The sequence below is a fragment of the Pedobacter sp. KH_004 genome, assembly GCF_057840755.1.
Window position 1 is genome coordinate 3975977 of record NZ_CM174519.1, and the last position, 26222, is coordinate 4002198.

The 26222-nt window shown below is 38.1% G+C and carries 19 protein-coding genes and 1 tRNA gene; all 20 read left to right on the forward strand.

Annotated elements, in window-relative coordinates:
- The first annotated feature begins 553 nt into the window (after positions 1-553).
- The 20 genes from AC3ITD_RS17110 to sov all read left to right on the forward strand — a co-directional run bounded on the left by AC3ITD_RS17110 (position 554) and on the right by sov (position 26103).
- Positions 554-626: transfer RNA gene (locus AC3ITD_RS17110), tRNA-Thr, on the forward strand.
- Positions 627-755: 129 nt separating this feature from the next.
- On the forward strand, positions 756-1922 hold the full coding sequence (locus AC3ITD_RS17115) for an amidohydrolase family protein (RefSeq protein WP_489361532.1): 1167 nt from the start codon (positions 756-758) through the stop codon (positions 1920-1922).
- A 3-nt stretch (positions 1923-1925) separates the two neighbouring features.
- Positions 1926-2882, forward strand: a complete 957-nt coding sequence (locus tag AC3ITD_RS17120) for an NAD(P)H-dependent flavin oxidoreductase (protein ID WP_489361534.1) — start codon at positions 1926-1928, stop codon at positions 2880-2882.
- 39 nt (positions 2883-2921) lie between these two features.
- Entirely contained in the window at positions 2922-3206 is a 285-nt protein-coding gene (locus AC3ITD_RS17125) for an acylphosphatase (protein ID WP_489361536.1), read from the forward strand.
- A gap of 138 nt (positions 3207-3344) precedes the next feature.
- Complete coding sequence (locus AC3ITD_RS17130) at positions 3345-4829, forward strand: lipopolysaccharide biosynthesis protein (protein WP_265799696.1); 1485 nt, start codon at positions 3345-3347, stop codon at positions 4827-4829.
- 50 nt (positions 4830-4879) lie between these two features.
- Positions 4880-5314: a dUTP diphosphatase gene (gene dut / locus AC3ITD_RS17135; protein WP_489361539.1), complete on the forward strand. Its 435-nt coding sequence runs from the start codon at positions 4880-4882 to the stop codon at positions 5312-5314.
- Between the two features lie 90 nt (positions 5315-5404).
- The gene (locus tag AC3ITD_RS17140) at positions 5405-7099 is read left to right on the forward strand and encodes a tetratricopeptide repeat protein (RefSeq protein WP_265799694.1); all 1695 of its coding nucleotides are present in this window, start codon (positions 5405-5407) and stop codon (positions 7097-7099) included.
- Positions 7077-7868, forward strand: coding sequence for a lipoprotein insertase outer membrane protein LolB1 (gene lolB1, locus AC3ITD_RS17145; protein ID WP_489361541.1), 792 nt, complete (start codon positions 7077-7079; stop codon positions 7866-7868). Before AC3ITD_RS17140 ends, lolB1 begins: the two co-directional genes overlap by 23 nt.
- A gap of 121 nt (positions 7869-7989) precedes the next feature.
- On the forward strand, positions 7990-9294 hold the full coding sequence (locus AC3ITD_RS17150; protein ID WP_265799692.1) for a murein hydrolase activator EnvC family protein: 1305 nt from the start codon (positions 7990-7992) through the stop codon (positions 9292-9294).
- A 46-nt stretch (positions 9295-9340) separates the two neighbouring features.
- Entirely contained in the window at positions 9341-9703 is a 363-nt protein-coding gene (locus tag AC3ITD_RS17155) for a Sec-independent protein translocase subunit TatA/TatB (RefSeq protein ID WP_056848161.1), read from the forward strand.
- Between the two features lie 11 nt (positions 9704-9714).
- Positions 9715-9915 (forward strand): Sec-independent protein translocase subunit TatA/TatB, encoded by a 201-nt coding sequence (locus tag AC3ITD_RS17160; RefSeq protein WP_200926302.1) that lies wholly within the window; start codon positions 9715-9717, stop codon positions 9913-9915.
- 17 nt (positions 9916-9932) lie between these two features.
- Positions 9933-11354, forward strand: a complete 1422-nt coding sequence (gene gatA / locus AC3ITD_RS17165; RefSeq protein WP_489361544.1) for an Asp-tRNA(Asn)/Glu-tRNA(Gln) amidotransferase subunit GatA — start codon at positions 9933-9935, stop codon at positions 11352-11354.
- A gap of 169 nt (positions 11355-11523) precedes the next feature.
- Positions 11524-12927 carry a lytic transglycosylase domain-containing protein gene (locus AC3ITD_RS17170; RefSeq protein WP_489361546.1) on the forward strand — a complete coding sequence of 468 codons (1404 nt, stop codon included), beginning with the start codon at positions 11524-11526 and terminating at the stop codon, positions 12925-12927.
- Positions 12928-13043: 116 nt separating this feature from the next.
- A complete protein-coding gene (locus tag AC3ITD_RS17175) occupies positions 13044-13355 on the forward strand; it encodes an alkaline phosphatase family protein (RefSeq protein WP_489361548.1) in 312 nt (103 codons plus the stop codon).
- A gap of 19 nt (positions 13356-13374) precedes the next feature.
- Complete coding sequence (locus AC3ITD_RS17180; RefSeq protein WP_489361550.1) at positions 13375-13980, forward strand: alkaline phosphatase family protein; 606 nt, start codon at positions 13375-13377, stop codon at positions 13978-13980.
- 9 nt (positions 13981-13989) lie between these two features.
- Positions 13990-14949 (forward strand): alkaline phosphatase family protein, encoded by a 960-nt coding sequence (locus tag AC3ITD_RS17185; RefSeq protein ID WP_489361552.1) that lies wholly within the window; start codon positions 13990-13992, stop codon positions 14947-14949.
- A 60-nt stretch (positions 14950-15009) separates the two neighbouring features.
- On the forward strand, positions 15010-15573 hold the full coding sequence (locus AC3ITD_RS17190) for a phospholipase domain-containing protein (RefSeq protein WP_323670577.1): 564 nt from the start codon (positions 15010-15012) through the stop codon (positions 15571-15573).
- A gap of 336 nt (positions 15574-15909) precedes the next feature.
- Positions 15910-18228 (forward strand): NADP-dependent malic enzyme, encoded by a 2319-nt coding sequence (locus tag AC3ITD_RS17195; RefSeq protein ID WP_489361555.1) that lies wholly within the window; start codon positions 15910-15912, stop codon positions 18226-18228.
- 81 nt (positions 18229-18309) lie between these two features.
- On the forward strand, positions 18310-18894 hold the full coding sequence (gene ruvA, locus AC3ITD_RS17200) for a Holliday junction branch migration protein RuvA (RefSeq protein WP_463484811.1): 585 nt from the start codon (positions 18310-18312) through the stop codon (positions 18892-18894).
- A gap of 12 nt (positions 18895-18906) precedes the next feature.
- On the forward strand, positions 18907-26103 hold the full coding sequence (sov, locus tag AC3ITD_RS17205; protein ID WP_489361558.1) for a T9SS outer membrane translocon Sov/SprA: 7197 nt from the start codon (positions 18907-18909) through the stop codon (positions 26101-26103).
- Positions 26104-26222: the final 119 nt, after the last annotated feature.

The window sequence follows — 26222 nt, forward strand, 5'->3', positions numbered from 1 at the left end:
AATAAATGTTGTGGAGTTTCTCCACACATTGGGGGTAATGACTACAAATTCGGTGTAAATATCAAGAGGAACTATATAATTGATGTAGATATTTGATTTGGAAAGCAAGGGCAGAAGCTATTTTTTAAAGTTCGCCCAGCTAATGCTTCAAGCACCGAAAAAATCTTGTGCGAACCTGCAAGCACAGATAATGTAATCATAAATACAGATGCTTAAATCGGTGGCTTCCCGCGTATATCGGGTTTATTTTACTACCGTTTGTGCATAATAAAGAAAAACCACCCCCAGCCCCTCCTTGAAAATAAGGAGGGGAGCGCTGTTCAATAGTTCAACAACTAGTTGAGAGATACCGACACCAAGATGTGCTGTTTAATAGCTTATGAAATAATGGAAACATACCGCCACTAAGATTTTTGAAGAAACTAAATAATCACTGTCCAGCTCCCCTCCTAATTTAGGAGGGGCAAGGGGTGGTTAATCTATAAGCAACATTTTTTTCCAGAAAATTTTTTATCAAAAGAATATTTTTTCTATACTTGCACCCCGATAAAAAGCCTCCTTAGCTCAGCTGGTAGAGCAACTGACTTGTAATCAGTAGGTCATTGGTTCGATTCCGATAGGAGGCTCTTTTTATTTTCAAATTGTAGGTTACGATATGATACTTTGTCAAAATCCTAACTTTTCACCACAGCATTTTTCCTCATCACTACATCACAAATAATCAATTCGTAGCGCAAAAATCTTAAATTCGCTGCATGCTAAAATACATTTCAGCCGATTGGATTTTCCCTGTAAGCACTCCCCCAATAAAAAACGGAGTAGTTGCAGTTAATTATGATGGCGAAATAACGGGAATCTTCACAGCAGCAGCCGTCGAAAATCTTAATGTAGAGATTGAAAAACATAGGGGCGCAATTGTTCCAGGGTTCATCAACACCCATTGCCATTTAGAACTTTCGCACATGTTGGGTCTAATTCCAGAGCATACCAGCTTGGTAGAGTTTGTGCAGTGCATTATTAAAAGCAGGCAAGCAAAGCCCGAACTAATGAGCACGGCGATGGAAAACGCCGATAAACAAATGCTTGAAAGTGGAATTGTTGCCGTTGGCGATATCTCGAACCAAATTTCCTCTAAAGAAATAAAACAAAACAGCAAAATTTATTACCACACATTTGTGGAGGCTATGGGCTTTAATCCAGATAGGGCAAACGCCATCATGGATTATACGACAGCAATAAAAAACGAATTTTTGCCTTTACCTGCGTCTGTTGTTCCGCATGCACCATATTCCGTTTCACCAGAACTCTTTGCTTTAATTAATGCTACCGCAGAAAAAGAGAATGCATTAATCAGCATTCACAACCAAGAAACTGTAAATGAAAATTCGTTTTTTCAAGATAAAACAGGTGGCTTTCTGTCACTCTATAAATTTTTAGGTCTAGATATTCAATTTTTCAAAGCAACCGGAAAAACTTCTTTGCAAAGTTGGCTGCCGTACATTAAAAAGCAAAAAACACTTCTCGTACACAATACCGTTTCAAACAAAGCAGATATTGAATTTGCGAAACAAAATCACCCAGATTTATATTGGTGCCTTTGTCCGCAGGCTAATTTATACATCGAAAATTCATTGCCTGATGTTGAACTACTCATCTCAGAAAATGTAAAAATCACTTTAGGTACCGATAGTTTGGCAAGCAACCATCAGTTGAATATTTTAGCGGAGATGAAAACCTTGCAACAGCATAAAAATATTGCCTTTGATAAACTGCTTCTTTGGGCAACACTCAATGGAGCCGAATTTCTAAATTTAAACAAACACTTGGGAAGCATCGAGGTTGGTAAAAAGCCAGGTCTTAATCTGATTCAGTTGTCAAATAATTTTATAATTGAAAGTGATCAAGTAATTAAACTCGTTTAACTAATGAACCCAATCTGCAAACTTTTCAATGTAAAATATCCCATTATCCAAGCCGGAATGGTTTGGTGTAGTGGCTGGAAACTGGCAGCTGCAGTTTCAAATGCTGGCGGTTTAGGTATTATCGGCGCTGGCTCCATGTATCCTGAAATACTACGGGAGCATATCCGAAACTGCAAACTAGCAACAGACAAACCTTTCGCTGTTAACATTCCTTTATTATACCCAAATATTCAGCAAATTATTGATATTGTAATAGAAGAAGAGGTGAAAATCATTTTTTCATCAGCTGGTAATCCTTTCGCGTGGACAAGCATTCTAAAAGAAAACGGAATTACCGTTGTACATGTTATTTCAAATACAAAATTTGCCTTGAAAGCCCAGGAGGCTGGCGTAGATGCTATTGTGGCAGAGGGATTCGAAGCCGGCGGACATAACGGTCGCGAGGAAACCACTACCATGTGTTTAGTGCCCATGATTAAGGCTGCCGTAACTATTCCTGTAATTGCTGCCGGTGGCATTGCAAGCGGAAAATCGATGTTGGCTGCTTTCGCACTTGGCTCCGATGCCGTTCAAATCGGTTCTGCTTTTGCCCTTGCAGAAGAGTCATCTGCCCATCCATCATTTAAACAAAGAATAATCTCTGCAGCAGAGGGCGATACCAGACTGGCAATGAAAAAACTTGTTCCGGTAAGGTTATTAAAAAATGAATTTGCTGAAGCCGTTTCACAGGCAGAGGCTGAGGGTGCAGATAGAAATTTTTTGGTAGAGTTGCTAGGAAAAGCCAGAGCCAAACTTGGGATGTTTGAGGGCGATATGGAAAAAGGAGAGCTCGAAATCGGACAAATATCAGCGATGCTCAATGAAATCAAACCCGCCAAACAGATTTTGGAGGAGATTTGGGAGGAATTTCTAGTTGGATTAAAGCAATTAAATGATTTGCATAATCAAATAAAGCATTAAAAAGCTTTGTTAACTTTGCAGCTCGAACACTTACATCAAATGAAACACATCAATATAAAGGTAACTGGAAAAGTGCAAGGCGTATTTTTTAGGGCAAGCACCAAAGCAGTCGCCGACCAAATGGGAATAAAGGGTTTTGTTAAGAATGAGAAAGACGGCTCGGTTTATATTGAGGCAGAAGCGGAGCAATTTATCCTCGAACCTTTTGTAGATTGGTGTAAGGAAGGTCCTGATAAATCTCTTGTGGATGATGTTCAAGTAAGTGAAGGAGAACTTAAAAATTTTAAGAACTTCGAAGTGGTTAAAAAGAATTTGCTTTGGTAAGGAGATTGACGATTTCGGATTGACGAATTACGATTTCAAACCGAAATCACCTAAATTTACGCATAGTTATTAATCGATTTTTCTTTTAGAAAACCAACAGTTTCAATCTAAAATGTAAAATCAAAAATCTGAAAGCGATTGTCAGTATATAAAAAGTTTCTTGGACAAACCATGGTTTATGGTATTAGTACCATTCTCTCTCGTTTGTTTAATTTCATTTTAACGCCAATTTACACTACCGTTTTTGCTCCTGGCGTGTATGGTGTTTTTACCAAAATGTTCAGTTATGTGTCCATCATTAATCCAATCCTGGCTTTTGGAATGGAAACTACCTTTTTTAGGTATTTGAACAAACATGAGGACAAAAAAGAAGAGGTTTATAACAATAGCTTTATCGTCATCGCCTTCCTATCTACGCTGTTTTTAATCACAGCACTTGTTTTCTCTGATTTTTTGGCCAAGTATACGCTAAATGGAAATATCTCAGGCTTTGCAGATCAAAAATCATATATACACTTATTTGCATGGATCCTATTTGTTGATGCTATAAGTGTAATTCCTTTCGCAAAACTAAGGGCTGATGGAAAGCCATTTAGATATAGCGTGATTAAATTTACTAATATTGGTACTTTTATCGGTCTTAACTTGGTATTTATTTTTGTTATTCCGTTTTTGATAAAAAATGGAATACTCGATGAATGGCTGAACAGCTGGTATAAAGGAAGATGGGTAGGTTATGTTTTTGTGGCCAATCTAATTGCGAGCCTTGTAACGTTGCTTATGCTCTTACCACAATTCGCAGCCCTTCGGTTAAAATTTAACAAACAACTTTTCTACAATATGTTTGGCTATAGCTGGCCGGTTTTGGTGGCTAATTTATCTTTCATCATTAATGAAAATCTCGATAAGATTTTACTTGGCAAATATTTGCCCAACAACATTGCTAATCATGATGTAGGTATCTATGGTGCAGTATGTAAACTAGCTGTTTTCATTAGCATCTTTAATACTGCTTTCAGGTTGGGTGCAGAACCGTTTTTCTTTAGTCACGCTAAAAATGAAAATGCCAAACAAACGTATGCTACCATTTTATATTATTTTGTATTGGCGTTATCAATCTTGTTCCTGGGGCTTACGGCTAATATCGAGATCATAAAACACTTCATCAATTCAAGGTATTGGTCTGGTTTAGATGCGGTTCCTGTTTTGTTATTTGGTTATGTATGTTTAGGCATATACATGAACTTATCGGTTTGGTACAGGCTATCCGATCAAACTCGCTATGGTTTATATATATCATTAGTAGGAGCTGTTTTCACCATTGTGATGAATATCATTCTCATTCCGAAATATAGCTATATGGGATCTGCATGGGTATCTATGTTCGCCTATTTTATTATCATGGTTATTTCATACTGGCTGGGCCAAAAACATTACCCCATCCCGTATAAATTAAAGTCGATGGCAATCTATATACTGGTCTCCATTGTATCAGTGGGCTTATCGTTTTGGGTATTCAATCGTAACATCTATATTGGTAACACCATCCTATTGCTATTTCTTCTTGGAATATTCTATTTTGAAAAGGACAATGTAAAAAAGCTTTTAAGAAAGACAGCTTAAGTTATTACATCAAGAATGATATAATAGTGGTGTAGTTTTATCCTATAAATATGAACATAAAAATTATCAATAAATCCGAACATCCGTTGCCGCAATACGAAACAGCTCATGCTGCCGGAATGGATTTGAGAGCATCTATTGCCGAAGATATTATACTGAAACCTTTACAACGCCAGCTTATTTCGACAGGTTTGTATATTGAATTGCCAGTTGGTTACGAAGCACAGATTCGTCCAAGAAGTGGCTTGGCATATAAACATGGAATCAGCATTGTCAATTCACCTGGAACAATTGATGCCGACTATCGTGGAGAGCTAAAAGTTTTATTGGTTAATTTATCAGATACTGAATTCAAAATCGTTAATGGAGATAGAATAGCACAAATGGTTATTGCCAAGCATGAAACAATCGATTGGCAGGCAGTTAATGAATTAGGCGAAACCTTGAGAGGCGAAGGTGGTTACGGCCATACTGGCAAAGGCTAATGATAGAATTAGAGGATGATCGATTGAGTGAATCAGGAGTTTAGTTGAACATTCACTCATTCAAAATTCATTCACTCAAAATTCAATTTTATGAATAAAACATATCTTTTTCTTGCGGCGATCATTTTAAACTTAAATGCTTTTGGGCAGATGCCTGTTGTATCTAATGCGGCAAGAGATAGCAATGCTGTAAAGCAATTGTTTTTTGCCGGTTTACGAGAAAAAATGTCGGATAATTATTCGCTCGCTGTCACTAATTTCAACAAGCTTGTTGGTTTAGATGCGAACAACCATGCTGCCTATTTTGAATTGGCCAATGCCAATATTCGTTTGGATAAATTAGCCGAGGCAGAACAGAATATTAAACAAGCCATCAAGTTGAATGGCAATAACCCATGGTATTACCGCACCTTGGGCGAGGTTTATAAACGCAGCAACAAAATGCCCGAACTGGTTGAGGTGTTTTCACAATTGATTCGCCTCGAGCCGGAAAACGATGCCTATTATTTTGATAAAGCAAATGCACTCTATTTATCCAATAAAATAGAGGATGCTAAGAAAGTTTACGATCAAATTGAAACAAAATTTGGAGAATCAAGAGATCTGATCACTGCCAGAAGAAGAGTACAATCAAACGGAAATACTTCAGAAAGTGATATTGTTAAACTGTTGGAAGGTAATCAAGCAGATGTGAAAAACTACCTCTATGCTGCGGGCCTCTTACTGCAAAAAGGCAATGATCCGGAAGCATTGAAAGTTTTATTGAAAGCACATCAATTATCTCCTGAAAATTTCGAAGTTAACTTAGCCCTTGCTGATATTTATCGCAAGCAAAAGAATGACGAAGCTGCTTTTGCATCTCTAAAACTGGCCTTCGGCAGTTCAGATATGCCTTTAACAGAAAAAGTAAAAATTGTATCGGCACTTTTTCAAAAAATAAATGAGCCGATCGTAACGAAAAGCCTGACAGATTTAACCAAAATTGTTGCTGAACAAAACCCAAAAGATGCCAAAGCATTAGCATTATATGGCGATGTACTGTATCAACAAAATAAGTTAAGAGAAGCACTGGTTCAATACCAGGAAGCGTTAAAGCTGAATGAACAAATTTATGCTGTTTGGGAACAGGTGATCAACATTCAATCCTTAATTGGGCACTATGCTGAAGCAGTAAAAGTGGGTGATGAAGCATTAACCATTTATCCAAACCAGGCCAGTTTATATTACTACATCGCTTATGCCTTGTATAAAACAGGAAAGTTCGAAGCTGCTTTGAACAATCTTAAAACAGCATTACAGCTTGACACAGATAACAAGAGTTTACAAGCACAATCTTATGCGCTTCAGGGTGATATCCACATCAGCCAAAACAACTTTAATCAGGCAAAAATAGCTTTTGAAAAAGCGATTGCTACAGAGCCTGATAATTACCTCATCATGAATAATTATGCCTATTATCTGGCATTAAAAAATGATGATTTATCAAAAGCGGCGCAGTATGTAGAAACTGCCGCTAATGCAATGCCAACAAATTCATCGGTTGCAGATACCTATGCCTTTATCTTATTTAAGCAGCAAAAGTATGATCTGGCAAAAACCTGGATCGAAAAAGCCCTGCAAAACAATACAGATAAGAATAGTGTTTACTTGGAGCATTACGGAGATATCTTGTTTATGAAGGGCGAAAAAGATGCGGCTTTAGTACAATGGCAAAAGGCAAAAGATGCCGGAAATGCAAGTGAAGTTCTAATCAAAAAAATTAATGAAAAGAAATATTTTAAATAGCGCACTTATAATAAGTACAATTTGTTTTGCAACGGCTTGTAAGCCTAAAAAAGAAATTATTACAGCACCCACAAAGCCAGCAGAAACTCCTGCTGACAACACCAAAGCGGAAGCTTTATCGGCCATCAGCGATAAACAGCTGAAATTTAATACACTTTCATTAAAAGCAAAGGCAACATTAAACATCTCTGGCGATGCAAATGATGTAACCATGAACTTTAAAATGAAAGACAAGGAAACTATTTGGGTAAGCATTACTGCTTTAGGTGGATTAGCAGAAGTTGCAAGGGCCTTAATTACGCCAGATAGCATCAAAATTATGAACAGGCTAAAGAGTGAGTATATTAAAAAGCCTTTCAGCTATATTTACACTTTTACCAACAAACAAGTTAATTTCAATACTCTCCAAAGCATTTTAACAGGAAATGCCATGGGCGAATTTTTGACGCCGCAATCGGATGTTAAACAAGAAAATGGCGTTTGGGTAGTTTCAGGCAGGAAACAAGAACTTGATTATCGGTTGCTTTTTAATACCCTTTTGAAGGTTTCTGAAACGAATTTAAATGATTCGAAAAATGGGCAGGCACTAAAAGTTAATTATACCGACTACCAAAAGTTGAACGAATCTCTTTTCCCAAGTGCACTTCAAATCAATACCTTATCGGGTGCGAAAAAAATCAACATCGATTTACAATATGTGAAAATTGATGGCAATGTTCCAGTTGATTTTCCGTTTAGTGTTCCAAAGAGGTACACAGTTATTAAATAGGATTTGGAGTGATCCAAAATTCCATGAAGAATAAGTGAAGATCGTTAAATGCGCCATTTTAATGGTTTAAGTATCTCAATTTTAATGTATTTTCCTATAAAATTTTTATACTTTTGGCTCAATGAAGCTACACAAACTCGTATTTATTCTGTTATTAAGCGGTTTTGCATTTTCTGCGCTTGCTCAAACTGAAAGTCAATTAAGAAGGAAGAAAGAAGCTATACAGCGTGAAATTGAACAGCTCCAAAAAAATCTAAACAAAACTGCAAGCGGTAAAAAGCTTACGTTGCAGCAGATAAATGGTATTAATGCGCAAATTCGGTTGCGTCAGGAGAAAATAGGAACAATTAACTCTGAAATTAAAAATCTGGATAATCAAATCTCTCAGAACACAAATACCGTACATACTTTACAAGGTCAATTAGGCGATCTTAAAAAAGAGTATGCAGGCATGATTCGTTTTGCGCAAAGGAACAGAAATTCTTACGATAAGATGATGTTCATTTTTGCAGCCAAAGATTTCAATCAAGCTTACAAACGCATTAAATATTTACAACAATTCAGTCAATACCGTAAAAAACAAGCTGGATATATCGAAAATACGCAACAAGATCTTAATGGAAAGATCAAAGTTTTGGATAAAACTTTAAGAGCAAAAAGTGAGCTCCTAAAAGAACAGGAAAGAGAGAGAGAACGTTTAGGTAAAGATAAAAGCCAACAATCTGCCGTACTTGGAAAATTAAGCAAGCAAGAAAGACAGTTTAAACAGGATATTGCTTCACGACAAAAACAGCAAAGACAAATAGACGCCGCGATTAGAGCTGCCATTCAAAGGGCGATTGAAGCTGCGAGGAGAAAAGCTGCGGAAGAGGCAAGAATAGCAGCTGCAAAACGTGCCGCAGAAGAAAAAGCAGCTGCAGATAAAGCAAGGGCGGAGAATAGGCCTGCACCGACAACGACAAAAGCACCTGTAGTAAAAGAAAAAACAACCAGTGAAGCATTAAATGCCACACCAGAAGCAGCACGTTTATCTGCTGGATTTGAGGGAAATAGAGGAAGATTACCTTGGCCAGTTGCTACAGGTACCATTACCGAGCGTTTCGGTTTACATAAGGTAGATCAGGCATCCTATACCAACGATGGGATTGATATTACTACTGCCGATGGTGCTGCAGTTAGGGCAGTTTTCGCGGGCAAAGTTTTACTGGTTCAGTACATTCAAGGTCGAGGCGTTGTTATTATCATGCACGGTGAATATATTACTGTTTACCAAAACTTGAGAAATGTATCTGTTAGCACCGGAAATAATGTTGACACTAAGCAGACGATTGGAATGGTGGCCAATACCGGTGATGACGCAATTTTGAAATTCCAGGTTAGACGAGGCAACAGTGTATTAAATCCAGAGGCCTGGATTAGTAAGTAAAGAAGACAGTTATAAATTGTATATATTTGTATAAAATAGATTAGTGATGTATCAAGGCACGTTATTAGAGTTTTTAAACATGGGTGGATCAGAGATCATACTCATTTTAGTGGTGGTTCTTTTGTTATTTGGAGGTAAAAAATTACCCGAACTGGCAAGAGGATTGGGGAAAGGAATCAGAGAGTTTAAAGATGCATCTGATGGTGTTAAGCGTGAAATCCATAGAAATATAAATGCCATGGACCTGGATAAAGAGGAAGCGGAAGAAACCGTTGCCAACAATAATAACCAACGCCATCACCCAACAGATGAAACTCCTGAAGAGGAAAAGGCAGGTCCGAATTTGACCAAAAATCATCCTTCAGTTAATCCCATTGATGAAACAGTAACTGACAATCAAAAAGCTTAAACAAAAAAGTTATGTTAAATACAACAATAGCAGCAATGCTTGGAACCCCAGAAATTATCATTATCGCGGTAGTGGTTTTGTTATTGTTTGGTGGTAAAAAAATTCCTGAACTGATGAGAGGATTAGGTAAAGGTGTTAAAGAATTTAAAGATGGTAAGGATGGCGTTGATGGAGAACAAGTAGATCCATCTAACCGTGATAAAACTATTTAATTGAAAAAAGTTAAGTTTTGAAGAAATACAGCTCTCTTAAAGAGATCCAAACGCTCATTTCGCAGAAGCAATTAACTTTAACCGATTTATTGGCTTATTATTTTAAGCAAATTAATGAAAATGAACACCTCAATGCATTCAACGAGGTGTTTTTTTATTCGGCAGAAGTTCAGGCAAAAGCGGTACAACAGAAGATAGAAAATGGAACAGCAGGGAAACTTGCTGGAATGGTAATTGGAATAAAAGATAACATTTGTTATAAAGACCACATCGTTACTGCATCGTCAAAAATGCTCGATGGTTTCGTATCTCCCTATTCGGCCACTGTTGTGCAAAGATTATTACAGGAAGACGCCGTAATTATAGGGCGTTTAAATTGTGATGAATTTGCCATGGGCGGATCTAATGAGACTTCCTATTTCGGACCCGCGAAAAACGCTGCCAATCCTGAATTGGTTCCAGGAGGTTCATCTGGCGGTTCGGCTGTTGCCGTGCAGGCAGACATGTGTTTAGCTGCATTAGGTACCGATACAGGCGGTTCTATACGTCAGCCCGCAGCCTTTTGTGGCCAAATTGGTTTGAAACCCACTTACGGTAGAATTTCCAGATATGGTGTTATTGCTTATGCATCCTCTTTCGATCAGGTTGGACCAATTACTTCTTCTGTTGAAGATACAGCATTATTATTAGAAGTATTAGCGGGTACCGATGAATACGATTCGACTGTTTCTCCGCTTGAAGTACCCGATTATCCATCTCATTTATCAGCCAGTAAAAAACAAAAAATAGCTGTTTTAAAAGAAACCATTGAGAGCGATGCGCTTGATCCGGAAATTAAAGCGGCAGTATTAAGTTCAATTGAAGATTTAAAGGCGAAAGGCCATACGGTGGAGTACGTTTCATTCGATCTTCTCGATTATCTAGTTCCTGCTTATTATATTTTAACAACGGCAGAAGCTTCTTCCAACCTTTCTCGTTATGATGGCGTTCATTATGGTCACCGCAATACCGAAGCAAAATCATTAACCGAACTTTATAAATTATCTAGAGCTGAAGGTTTTGGCGAAGAAGTTAAGAAACGAATTTTATTAGGGACGTTCGTTTTAAGTGCCGGTTACTATGATGCTTATTATCAAAAAGCGCAGCAAGTCCGTAGGTTAATTAGAGAAAAATTGGATATTCTTTTTGAAGAATACGATTTAATTTTATCGCCAGTTGCCCCAACCGCAGCCTTCGAAATTGGAGACCATGTACAAGATGCGCTGGTGATGTATATGGCCGATATTTTTACAGTTTTGCCTTCGTTAAGTGGCAACCCAGCAATTGCTCTACCTTTAGGCAATAATAAAGCAGGTTTGCCGTTAAGTATTCAATTTATAGCCAAACATTTTGATGAAGCTAAACTTCTGGCTTTCTCTAAGGCATTTTTAACCAATTAAGTTGAAGTCGAATATTCGATTTAGAATTGATCATTGCAATTACAGTTTAGGTGAAAGGCTTGTAATTAAATTTAAGCAATGGTATTGTTAATTTCTGGCGGGCAGTTTAAAATCGCTAGAACAGGCATTGGTTTTTAACTATTATCAATGCTGAATAAACCAATGGCCCATGACTAAAAAATTACTTTTTGCATCTCTTCTTTGTCTTCCAGCATTTATCTTCCCAACATTTGCGCAGCAAATATTAAAATTAGATAGCATCTCTAAGAAGCAAAACAATATCTTCATCAATACAGATACCGTAGCTGTTCCCTCCATATACGAAAACCCATTGTTGATGGGGCAAAACTATATTTACAAGCTTAGGTTGGATTCTATTGTTAAAACCGTACCACTTCCTTATAACGAATATGTACAGCAATACATCGATATTTACGCTAAACGTAAAGACATGTTTGGCAAAATGATGGGACTATCAAACTACTATTTTCCAATCTTTGAGAAGGCTTTAAAGGACTTTGAAATTCCGCAGGAGATAAAATACCTCACCATTGTAGAATCTCAGATGAATCCACATGCCATTTCAAGAGTGGGCGCCACTGGCATTTGGCAATTTATGTTCGGTACCGGAAAAGCATACGGTTTAAAAATGGATAACTTTGTTGATGAGCGAAAAGACCCCATCCAAGCCAGCTATGCTGCAGCACAATATTTTAGAGATGCATACGAAGAACTTGGCGATTGGCTTTTAGCCATTGCGGCTTACAATTGCGGCAAGGGGAATGTAACCCGGGCCATGATTAAAGCAAATTCAAGAGATTTTTGGGAAATCAGACAATTTCTGCCAAAAGAAACCAGAAATTATGTACCAGCATTTATAGCTGCAGTTTACGTGATGAATTACGCGAAGCATCACCAAATTAATGCTCAGGCTTGCAACATGTTTTTAAAAACCGATACCGTTCAAACGAGTCGTTTTGTTTCCTTAAGCAGCTTGGCACAAGCTTTAAATGTTGATGAAACCTCACTTTTTGCCTTAAACCCATCGTACAAAAAGAAAATTGTAAATGGTACGGAAGAGGAGCCCAAGCGCATAATAATGCCTAAGCTTAGGGATATTGATTATGCCAATGTTTATGAGGTATTGTACAATACCGATTTAGATATCAACATGCAAGTGGTACAAGCCGGTACGGATGATGTAAGAGATTTGCGCAAAAAGGCGGTTAAACCTTTTTCATCAAATACGGTGGTATACCACAAAGTTTCCGCAGGTCAGACGCTTACAGCAGTTGCCAATAAATATGGCGTAGAAGTGCAGGACTTAAGAGTATGGAACGGTTTGAAAAGTAAAATTATCGTTCCTGGCCAAAGGCTCAAAGTATTTGCCAAAAATCGTGTTCAGCTTAAAGCACCTGTTTCTTATTCGAGTTACAAGGTGAAAACCGGCGATACCTTATCAGAGATTGCAGAAAAGTTTAATGGAGCAACCGTTCAAAGCATTAGGCGTGATAATAAACTCAGCAAAGCTGGTTTACAGGCTGGTATGGTTTTGAAGATCAGCAAGGGGTAGTTAGATAATAAAAGAAGCATCTCTGTAACATTATCATCGATTCACATATAATTAACTTTCTATTTATTTACGTAATGTTAAAATAACTTTAATTTTTAAAATTATTTTAACATATCATGGATACCAGAAGAGAATTTCTCCGTAACTCTTTACTGCTTTCAGGCGCAACAGGATTAGCATCCGTTATGCCTTCATCAATTCAAAAAGCATTTGCAATGGATCCGGCTCCGGGAACTACCTTTTTAGATGCTGAGCATGTGGTGATCCTGATGCAGGAAAATAGATCTTTCGATCATACATTTGGAAGTTTACAAGGTGTTCGCGGTTTTAATGACCCGAGAGCGGTTACATTACCCAACCAAAAGCCCGTTTGGTTTCAAACTGATGCTGTGGGCAACACTTACGCCCCATTTCGTTTAAATAATTAAAGATACCAAGGTAACCTGGATGGGCTCATTGCCACATTCCAGGGCCAGTCAGGTTGATGCCTATAATGAAGGCAAATACGATAAATGGTTAATTGCTAAAAAGCCAGGCAATAAAAACTACGCACATATGCCGCTCACTTTAGGCCACCATGTACGCGAAGATTTGCCGTTCAATTACGCTTTGGTAGATGCTTTTACCATTTGTGATCAAAACTTCTGCTCGGGCATGACAAGCACTACGCCAAACAGGTCTTTCTTCTGGACGGGAAAAATCACCCATGAGGAGAATGTCATTTTAAAAGCAAACATCAGAAACGATGACTTCGCTTACGGAAAACATGTTTGGAAAACCTTTCCTGAATTATTGGAGGAGAATAAAATTGCCTGGAAGTTTTATCAAAATGAAACGAGTGGCGGCGGCGGTTTTAAAGGTGAAGAACGGGCATGGCTGGCCAATTTCGGCTGTAACCTATTGGAGTTTTTCAAAGCTTATAATGTTAAGTTTAAAGATAAGTATATAGAAAACCTTCAAAAAGTGGTTGATACGCTACCTGCGGAGATTAATAAACTGCAAGAAGAAAGCCCTTCGAGTGATGCGGCAGCAAAAAAAATCCAGAGTGATTGAAAAAACAAAATGAAAGCATTGGATGATGCCACTGCAGATTTACAAAAATGGAATGAAAAGAACTTTGCCAAATTAACAGATGAGCAGAAAAGCCTTTTTTATCGGGCGTTTGTGGTGAACAAGAACGACCCCAATTATAGAAGTATCTCTTCAATTAAATATGACGATAACGGCAAAGAAAGAGAAGTAACTGTTCCAAAAGGAGATGTTTTACATCAGTTCAGAGCTGATGTAAACAGTGGCAAATTACCTACTGTTTCCTGGCTGGCCGGACCACAAAATTTCTCCGATCACCCGAGTGCGCCTTGGTATGGTGCCTGGCTAGTATCGGAAGTGATGGACATCTTAACCAAAAACCCCGAGGTATGGAAGAAAACGATATTCATTGTAACTTATGATGAAAATGATGGCTACTATGACCACGTAGTTCCGTTTTCCATTCCCGATAATAATAAACCAGAAACCGGAAAAGTTTCCAAAGGTATAGATACCGAAGTGGAGCATGTGCGTTTGGCAAATGAGCTGAAACAAGGTGTGCCAGAAAAGGGAGCCAGAGAAGCACCGATTGGTCTGGGCTTTAGAGTGCCGATGCTAATTGCTTCGCCTTGGAGTAGAGGCGGCAAAGTAAATTCGCAGGTTTTTGACCATACCTCTACGCTGCAATTTTTAGAAGAATTCGTTAACCGAAAATACAACAAGAAGATCCGCATTGAAAATATTAGTGAATGGAGAAGAACGATTTTCGGAAACCTGACTTCTGCATTTATACCCTTCGATTCTGCTTCAGAGAAATTACCGTTTTTACAACGCGATGCTTTTGTAGAAACCATATTCAATGCAAAATTTAAGGAAGAACCTAAAATTTCGAAAGCTTTAACAGATGGGGACTTAAAAAATGTAGAATCAAACACGAATTTTGCCAATATAATGTCGCAGCAAGAAAAAGGTATCCGCAAGGCTTATGCTTAACCTTATCAATTGGCCAGTGAGGGTTCACTTCTTGCGGATAAAAAAAGTTTCCAAATTAAAATGTCGGCCAATACAAAGCTATTTGGCAAAACTGCTGTTGGTGCACCGTTTACGGTGTATGCGCCAGCGAAATTCAAAGCTGGTGAGCAGGAACAAATTTGCAGAAATTGGAATTTCGCGGTTAAGGCTGATGATGAACTTACTTACAATTGGCCATTGGAAGCGTTTGAGGATGAAAAATACCACTTGCGTTTAAACGGACCCAATGGATTTTTTCGTGAGTTTATGGGTACAGCGAACGATCCACTTCTAAGCGTTTCGGCAAACCATGAGCTGAATCGCCTTACCAAAGTACCAACAGGAAATATTAAGCTTCTAATAAAAAATGAGAGTTCAAAGGCGATAAGTTGCGAGGTGAAAGACCTTGCTTATAAAAAAGGTACAATTAAGAAAACTATTGCAGCCAATGGTGAAGAAACAATAGCGTGGGATTTAAAATCGAGTTTTGGATGGTACGACTTTGAAATCACAGGCAACACATTTGATTCATTTGCGCAACGATTTGCAGGAAGAATAGAAACTGGAAAAGAAACCTATACCGATCCGCTGATGGGAAGAGTTTAGTCATTTTAAACCTCACGGTTTTTTAAACCTGCGAGGTTGCTACTCGTAAACCAGATTTTATAGCACCATCTGTTGTTTTTAAACCTTATTGCAGCGATATCCTTTTTGTTGCATCAACATTCAAATTCAGCAGAAAAATGAACAAAAAGATTAAGCGAAAAGAAGGACTGACTATTTATTTTTGCTTGTAACGTTGCTTTACAAATTATCTGTTTGTCATTATGTTCCAAATTGTTAGAAAGTTTTAGCCTGATTCGAATTAATTATTTGCTCGGATATTTATTTTCTGCCTAGTAAAAGAATTGTACCTTTGCGGCGTCACTAATAAGTTACGTAATGAGTAAAACCACTAGAAAGCAAGATGCGCTTGATTATCACTCGCAAGGCCGTCCGGGAAAGATACAAGTAGTACCTACAAAACCTACCAATTCGCAGCGAGACTTAACTCTTGCCTATTCTCCAGGCGTTGCAGAGCCATGTTTAAAAATTGCTGAGAATACAGAAGATGTTTATAAATATACCGCAAAAGGAAATCTTGTTGCGGTAATTAGTAATGGCACAGCCGTTTTAGGCTTAGGCGATATCGGTCCGGAAGCTGGGAAACCAGTAATGGAAGGCAAAGGTTTGCTATTTAAAATTTTTGCTGATATTGATGTATTTGATTTAGAGTTAGACACTAAAAATGTTGATGATTTTGTTAAAATCGTTAAAGCTTTAGAGCCAACATTTGGTGGTGTTAACTTAGAAGATATTAAAGCGCCAGAATGTTTCGAAATCGAGCGTCGCTTGAAAGAGGAAATGAACATTCCGGTGATGCATGATGACCAACACGGTACAGCAATTATTTCTGCTGCAGCATTGTTAAACGCCTGCGAAATCATTAAGAAAAAAATGGACAAGATTAAAATTGTGGTTAATGGCGCTGGGGCCGCTGCAATTTCTTGTACTAAATTATATGTTTCTTTAGGTGCTAAAAAAGAGAATATCGTCATGTGCGATCGTTCTGGCGTAATCCGTAAAGACCGTGAAAAGCTCGATGCGATTAAAGCTGAGTTTGCTACTGACAGAAAAATCGACACTTTGGCCGAAGCCATGAAAGATTCTGATGTTTTCATCGGATTATCTTCTGCTGATTGCGTAACTGTTGAGATGTTAAACTCGATGACAAAAAACCCAATCGTGTTTGCAATGGCAAACCCGAATCCAGAAATTGCTTATGAATTGGCGATTAAAACGCGTAAAGATATCATTATGGCTACTGGCCGTTCTGATTATCCTAACCAGGTAAACAACGTTTTAGGTTTTCCATATATTTTCCGCGGTGCGCTTGATGTTCGTGCAACAAGCATTAACGAACCAATGAAAATTGCTGCCGTTAAAGCAATTGCCGAATTGGCGAAAAAATCGGTTCCTGAGGCCGTAAACTTGGCTTACAATGCCCGTAACCTTAAATTTGGCAAGGAATATATTATCCCAAAACCTGTAGATTTTAGGTTGATTACGGAGGTTTCTACTGCAGTAGCTAAAGCCGCAATTGAAAGTGGCGTAGCCCGTAAAGTCATCACCGATTGGGATGCTTACAACGAAGAATTAAGAAAACGCTTAGGGTTGGACGATGCAATTATGCGTTCGATTACAACTAAAGCTAAAATGGACCCTAAACGGGTAGTATTTGCTGAGGCAGACAACTATAAAATTTTAAAAGCTGCTCAAATTGTAAAGGATGATAATATTGCTATTCCTATCTTATTAGGAAATAGAGAAAAAATTCAGGCCATTATTGATGAACATGCTTTGGAATTGGAAGGTGTAGAAATCATCGACCAAATGCAAAATCCTGAAAAAACCAAACAATACGCGGAATCATTATACAAAAAACGTCAACGTAAAGGAATTTCATTAAATGATGCTACAAAATTATTGAGAGATCGTAATTATTTCGGTGCATCAATGGTAGAATTTGGTGAAGCTGATGCAATGATTTCTGGGTTAACAAAAGATTACGGATCGACAATCAAGCCTGCTTTACGTGTTATTGGTGTAGACCCAAGTGTTAAACGTGTCGCAGGAATGTACATGATGATGACTAAAAAAGGTCCTATCTTTTTCGGCGATACTACCGTTAACGTAGATCCAACTGCAGAAGAATTGGTAGATATTACGCTATTGCTGGATAAATCAGTAAAACAGTTCAACATTAAACCTCGTATTGCATTATTATCGTATTCCAACTTTGGTTCAAATGATGGAGTAACGCCAAACAAGGTGAGAGAAACGGCCAGATTACTTCACAAAAACCATCCAGAAGTGGTAGTTGATGGAGAAATGCAAGGAAACTTTGCTATTAATAACGATTTATTAAAAGAAAATTTCCCATTTAGCACATTGGCTAAAGAGCCTGCAAATACTTTGGTTTTCCCTAATTTAGAATCGGGTAACATTGCTTACAAACTATTACAGGAACTTGGAGGTGCAGAAGCTGTTGGTCCTATTTTACTGGGATTAAACAAGCCTGTTCATATTGTTCAGTTAGGAAGTTCGGTACGAGAAATCGTAAATATGGTTACTATTGCAGTAGTAGATGTTCAGGCTAAAGAAGAAATTGCAGATTCATCAAAACGAAAAGGTATATTTACAAAAACAAACAAAAAATAAACAGATTTCGGATGCTCACGGGTTTGGTCTAAAACTACAAGATCATGCTATTAAATCTAAAATCATAAACTGTAAATCGAAATGTACGCCTATATTGATGGTAAATTGACGTTCAAAAACCCGGCATTTGTTGTGGTTGAAGCCGGAGGTATAGGCTATCATATTAACATTTCTTTAAACACATATAGCGCTTTGGGCGATGCAGAAAGGTGCAAATTATACACCTGGCTGCATGTAAAAGAAGATGCACATACATTATACGGCTTCGCCGATGAGGGCGAACGCCGTTTATTTCTACACCTCATATCCGTATCAGGGATTGGCCCCAACACAGGGCGAATGATCTTATCTTCCATCACTCCAATTGAAATTCAAACGGCAATTGTTAAAGCCGATTACCCACTTATACAGCGTATTAAGGGTTTAGGCGCCAAAACAGCGCAACGTCTGGTATTGGAGTTACAAGACAAGCTTAAAAAAGAAGGCGCAGATTCATTAATTTCTATGCCTCAACACAATACTGTGAAAGATGAAGCGTTATCTGCATTGGTAATGCTCGGATTTGCCAAACAAACAGCCGAAAAAACTATTGATCAGATTTTAAAAGGGACAGAAGGAACACTTTCGGTAGAGCAACTAATTAAACAAGCGTTAAAAAATTTATAGATCTAACGGCCTTTGAAGAGAACTTCTACACTCCTATTTCTCATCCCACTTTTCTTATTTGCTACTAAAAACGCCTTCTCTCAAGCTGTTCCGAGCAAAGCTGATACAGCTACGGTTAAAAACAATTTCGGTTTACGCGAAAAACAACTCCTTGGCTTAGGTTCATCAACCAATCCTTTTTATCCATTACCCAATAATGTTAAAAGGCTTGTAGAATACGATGCAAAAAACAAAAGATACATTGTTAAAGAGTTAATTGGCGACAAATACGTTACTCAAACGCAATACTTAACGATTGATGAATACTCACGTTTAATAAATAGCGAAATTAAAAGGGATAACTGGAGAAGTATTTCCAACGCAGAGGTTAGCGATTACCGTAATACAGGAATTATTCCGAAAATTCAGGTGAATAGTAAAGCCTTTGAAAAACTTTTTGGTGGGACCACAATTGATATTCAACCCCGTGGTGAAGCAGAATTAACTTTCCTCGGTCGGATAAATAAAAACGAAAATCCGCTTTTTAACGAACGTCAGCGGGTACAAACCAATTTTGATTTTAATCAAAGAATTCAAATGGATTTGGTTGGAAATATTGGTACTAAACTTAAAATAAGAAGCAATTACAATACTGAAGCCCAATTCGATTTCGAAAACCAGATTAAACTGGATTATACGGGCGGTGCCGATGATATCATCAAAAAAATTGAAGCTGGTAATGTGAGTTTGCCATTAAATACCTCATTAATTACAGGTACGCAGGCACTTTTTGGTCTAAAAACGCAACTACAATTTGGTAAACTAAGCGTAACAAGTGTTTATACACAACAAAAATCAGAATCGCGAGAGCTTCGTATTACAAATGGTGCGCAACAAAATGAATTTAGGGTAAGTGCAGATAGTTATGAAGCGAATAAACACTTCTTTTTAGCGCAGTATTTTCGCAATAACTACAATAAGCATTTAGCAAATGCACCTATTATTACCTCTCCTATTCAAATTACTAAAATAGAGGTTTGGATTACCAATAAAGCTGGAACAACAACCGATTCGAGAGATGTTTTAGGTTTATTGGATTTGGGCGAAAACCAACCTTATAACAATACTTTGCTTACCGGTGGAACTTCTGCTTTACCTGCCGGGTCTACCGCTACAGGTTTCCCACAGCAATCAAATACCTTAGTTGCGCAATTAAATACTTTTCAGGGTGGGGCGGCCAGATTTACCAATTCCAATGCAGTTATTTCATTCTTTCAATCTACCGGCATTACCGATAACTTTGCTAAACTTACTTACGCCAGAAAATTAACTGAACGGGAGTTTACTTTCCAGCCTCAATTGGGTTACATCTCGCTAAATAATCCCTTAAACGGAGATGAAGTTTTGGCAGTCGCCTACCGTTATACCTACAATGGCGTAGAATATCAGGTGGGTGAATTTTCTACCGATGTTAGTTTCGATGCAGTGAATCCTAAGCTGCTTTACGCAAAATTGCTAAAGAACGATATCAACAAAATCAATTTGCCAACCTGGGATTTGATGATGAAAAACATCTATTCCATTGGCGGATATCAGATTAGTCCGGTAAATTTTAAACTAGACATTTTTAGGGTTGACAATGAAACTGGTGTAGAAAAACCAATCATGACTGAAGGGCAAAATACAGCCAACAAACAGTGGATTGCCTTAACTGAATTCGATAGATTAAATCAACAGAACGAACGAAAACCTGATGGAATTTTTGATTTTGTGGCCGCCAATAATGCATTTGGTTCGTACTTTTCATCCAGCAGCCAAAACCTAAACAGTCCCTTTGGATCAAACCTTTCGAGCACAGGTTTAGTTGCTTTAGCCAACAACACCAATACCGGTTATATCACCATCGATCCGGCAAATGGTAGAATTATTTTTCCGTTAATAGAGCCTTTTGGAAAGGATTTAGCTTCGAATTTTTTGCCAAGCGAGCAAGCGTTAATTGATAAATATACGTTTACCGCACTTTACGACTCGACGCAAACCATAGCCAAGCAGCTTTTTCAAAATCAAAATCGCTACGTTTTAAAAGGTAATTATCAATCAGAAATTTCATCGGAGTTCAGCCTAAATGCAATCAATGTTCCTGAAGGTTCGGTAAAGGTTTTCGCTGGTACAATGCCTTTAACTGAAGGAGTTGATTTTACTGTTGACTATCAGGGTGGAAGAGTAAGTATAATTAATCAGGCTTTGCTTACTTCTGGTCAGCCAATAAGAATTACAACCGAAAACAATGAATTATTTGGACTTCAACAACGGTCGCTTTTTGGAACGCGTTTAGATTATCGTGTAAATAACAAGCTTAATTTGGGCGGTACGATCATGAACCTGACCGAAAAGCCGCTTACGCAAAAGGTAAATTTAGGTGAAGAACCTATTTCCAACACCATTTGGGGAGCAGATATTAATTACAGTTCGCCATCAAGATTTTTAACAAAATTAGTAGACAAGCTGCCGTTTTTATCTACTAAAGCACCATCAAGTGTTAATTTTTATGGGGAGTATGCTCAACTTATTCCTGGCCACCCAAGAGCTTTAAACTTTGCTGGTAGTAGAAATGGAGTAAGTTACCTGGACGATTTCGAAGCATCACGATCAATTATAGATTTGAAAAGCGCCATCTCCTGGCAGCTTTCAGGAACGCCACAAGATTTCTCTGAATCGCAACTGGTTGATAATTTAGAATATGGATACAATAGAGCGAGAATCGCTTTTTATAATATCGATCCTACGTTTTATAATTCCGCAGCATCTACTACTCCAGCAAACATTCGGAATAACAGAAACGAACTTTCTAACCACTACGTAAGGGAAGTAATCGAGCAGGAAGTTTTCCCATTCAAAGAAACCGCAACTGGGCAGGCATTGAACATTACTACTTTGGATGTGGCTTATTATCCAACCGTTCGTGGTCCTTATAACTATGTTACTACTGGTTTTCAGCCCGACGGAAGGTTTATTGCTCCAAAAACAAAATGGGGTGGTTTCCAACGTAAAATCGAGACCAATGATTTTGAAGCCTTAAACGTAGGTTACATCGAATTTTGGGTGCTTGATCCATTCATTTATAACAAATCAAATACCGCCGGTGGCGATCTTTTCTTCAATCTTGGTAATATTTCCGAAGATATTTTGAAAGACGGACGGAAATCATTGGAAAATGGACTACCAGCTGGCGAAGACCCATCTAAATACGATGTGACTGCATGGGGACGAGTACCGAAGTTACAACCGGTAATCCAGGCTTTCGATAACGATCCGGATGCCAGGAGGGCACAAGATGTAGGTTTAGATGGTTTATCAGACGCGAATGAAAAAACAAAGTTTGCCACAGCCATCAATCAAATCAAAGCACAATTAAATGGTACCGCCGCAGCAGCTATCGATGCCGATCCATCATCAGATAATTACACCTATTTCAGAGGTCCGCAATTAGACGCCATTAATGCTGGCATTTTAAAGCGTTACGAGAAATATAATGGTCCGGAAGGAAACTCAAAAACTTCACAACAATCTCAGGAAGAATTAGGCATCGAAAATTCTGCATCAACAGCATTGCCTGATGGTGAAGATATCAATCGCGACAACAACATGACGCAGAGCGATGAGTACTTTCAATACAAAGTTTCTATGCGCCAGAACGATTTAGTGGTAGGCCAGAATTTTGTTACGGATAAAGTTACCTCGCAGGTTAAGCTGGCAAACGGAAATACGCAGGCCGCAACCTGGTATCAGTTCCGTGTGCCAATTTCCCAATATCAGAAGAAAGTGGGTAACATTCAGGATTTCAAATCCATTCGTTTTTTCAGAATGTTTATGACAAACTTTGCTGATACTACCATTTTACGTTTCGCCAAATTGCAGTTAATCCGTGGTGAATGGAGGGAATTCAATGCCAAAAACGAAGCCGATGAAGTGATTGTTGATCCATCGTTACCTGCTTTAACCCCAGATAACTCTACCATTGAGGTTTCTACCGTAAACATTGAAGAAAATGGTAAACGTTCTCCAATCCCTTATGTTACGCCTCCGGGCATTTTGCGTGAGCGTGATTACTCCAACTATAGGGGAGATACCCGTTTAAATGAACAATCGCTTTCAGTAGCGGTAAAAAACCTGCGCGATGGTTACGGTCGCTCGGCATTTAAAACCGCTTACAGCGACTTCAGATCGTATAAGCGTTTAGAAATATTTGTCCATGCTGAGGCGGTAAACAATCAAATCTTAAATGATAGAGATGTTGCGGCGTTTTTAAGAATCGGTACAGACAATCAGGATAACTACTACGAATATGTAATGCCGTTGAAAGTTACGCAGCCAGGCACAAGTGATCCAGATGCGATATGGCCCGAAGCCAACCGGATGGATATTGATTTAACCTTATTCCAAAATGCCAAACTTGCCCGTAACGTGGCAAAACAAAGCAGCGGACAACCGTGGCCAATTAACGTTCCCTTCACTTACACTGATGGCGACAGAACCATTGTAGTTAAAGGCCAGCCAGACATGAGTAAAGTAAGGGTTTACATGCTGGGTGTTAAAAATCCGTTACGTGGTTTAGCCAATGCAGAAGCTGATGACGGTTTGGATAAAAATGCTTTGATTTGGTTTAATGAGATGCGTTTAACGGAATTTGATGAACGAGGTGGTTGGGCAGCAACGGCAAGGTTAAACCTAAAACTCGCAGATTTTGCCGATGTTAATATCTCTGGAAGTAAATCGACCATTGGTTTCGGAACCATTGATTCGAAAGTGAGCGAACGTAACCGGGCAGATAATGTGCTGTTGGATGTATCATCTGCGGTTGAATTAGGTAAATTTTTGCCGCAAAAATCAGGGGTCAAAATTCCGATGTTTGTAAACTATTCGAAACAGGTTTCTACGCCGCAGTTTAATCCGCGTACACCAGACATCGAATTAAAAAATGCACTTGATCAATCTACAAAAGCGCAAAAAGATTCTATCTTAAACTTCTCGCAGGATTATACCATTCGTAGGGGAATTAACTTTACCAACGTACGCAAGGAGCGCATAAACAATAGCAAACCTATTCGCCTTTGGGATATCGAAAACTTTGCTTTGAGCTATGCTTTTACCGAATATAACCACCGCGATTTCATCAATCAAAGCAGTATTCAGAATACTTACAGAGGCTCGTTCCAATATAGCTATGCTAAAGAAGCGAAAACGTATGCCCCTTTCGAAAAAATTATTAAATCTAATATGTTGGCATTGGTTCGCGATTTTAATTTCAGCATTTTCCCTAGCGCCATTAATTTTAGAATAGATGTTGATCGGTTATATTCAGAAAATACGTTAAGGAATAACGACCCTAACAATTCCATCCCGGTTTATCAGAATGGATTTGGAACTACATTCAACAAAAATTTCAGAATGAGCAGAATTTATGGCATCGCCTGGAATTTAACCCGCTCATTACAGCTTGATTTCAATGCCACCAACTACTCCATAATTGATGAACCAGATGGAAGATTAGAAGGTTTAAAACGCGATACGGTTTGGCAAAACCTAAAGAGATTAGGTCGTACAACAGATTATAACCATAACCTAAACGTAACGTACAACCTGCCAATTGATAAAATTCCTGGCATGAATTGGGTAACGGTTAAAACGCGTTACGGAACCAACTTTAACTGGCAAACCGAACCATTATCTACCCTTTTGGATCCAAACATCAACTTAGGAAACACCATCCAAAACAGCAGAAATCTTCAGGTTAACCCAAGCCTAAATTTAGTTACGCTCTACAACAAGTTTGGTTTCATCAGAAATGCAGGTAGCAATCAAGATGGATCAAAAGTTAAAAACTTCTTCATAAATTTATTAACCAGCGTTAAAAATTTAAATGCCAATTACGTTCAAACCAAAGGGATATTTTTGCCAGGTTATTTACCAACTACAAAGTATTTTGGAATTGATAATGCAACAGGTGCTCCTGGTTTAGGATTTGCTTTTGGTAGTCAACGTGATATTCGTGATATGGCCTTAAACAACGGCTGGTTAACTACCGATACTTTGCAAACGCAATTATATGTAAATACATTAAGAGAGGATTTGCAGTTTACTGGCCAGATAGAGCCCTTCAAAGATTTGCGAATTACATTAAGAGCAAACAAGGCGCAGACCCGAAATTTTTCTACCAACTTTAGGTACGAAGCCGCCGTAGGTTCATTTGAAAATTTGAGTGCAATCACTACCGGCGATTATAGTATTTCATACATCGCATTGGGAACAGCTTTTAAAGAGAAAAATTCGAGCATCATCTCTACTTTGTTTAATGAGTTTATGGCAAACAGGATTATTGTTTCCAGAAGACTGGGAGCACAAAATCCAAATTCTGGCGCACAAACTGCTGGTTTTGCAGATGGCTATAGCAAGGAAAGTCAGGATGTAATTATTTCGGCTTTTATGGCGGCTTATACAGGAAAAGATCCCAGTAAAATGAAGCTCAATGCTTTCCCTCGTATTCCGCTGCCAAACTGGACACTAACCTATAATGGGTTAACCAGGATTCCTTTTATTGCCGATAAATTTTCTTCTGTTGATATTCGTCATGGTTATCGTTCAGCCTATAATATCAATGGTTTCAATTCATTATTAAGGTATCAGGAAAACAATGGTTTCTCTGTAAATAGAGATGCGAATAATAATTTCTTGCCAGAATATCAGTTTGCTCAGGTAACCATTTCTGAATATTTTTCTCCATTGATTGGTGTAGATACCCGATTTAAAAACAACCTGACCGCAACTTTTGAATTGAACAGATCGAGGTTGTTAGGCTTAAGTTTGGCTAATAGTCAGTTAGCTCAGCTTTCTGAAAACAATATGGTTTTAGGTTTGGGTTACCGGACCAATAAATTCCGTTTCCCATTTGGATGGTTTAAAAGCCTAAAAATGGATAACAATATGGATTTTAAATTGGATGTAGCCATCCGTGATAATAAAACCGTCATTTATCGTGCCGATGTAACTGATGCTGAAATTTCATCTGGAGCAAAGAATATTACTTTGAGGCCAAGTGTTGATTATGTATTGAATCAAAAATTCAACATCAAATTATTTTACGATTCAAACATTACAAAACCTTATACTTCGCAAACATTTAATACTGCCTTTAGCAATTTTGGTTTCAGTTTGAGATTTACATTAAATTAGCAAAGATTTTTCTGGTTATAGACGATGATATTTCAGGAATAATTAGTACAATTTTTTTGAAACAAACCTTCGATATAAGGGAATAAACATCAATAACTTATCCCTATCATTGGTTTTTA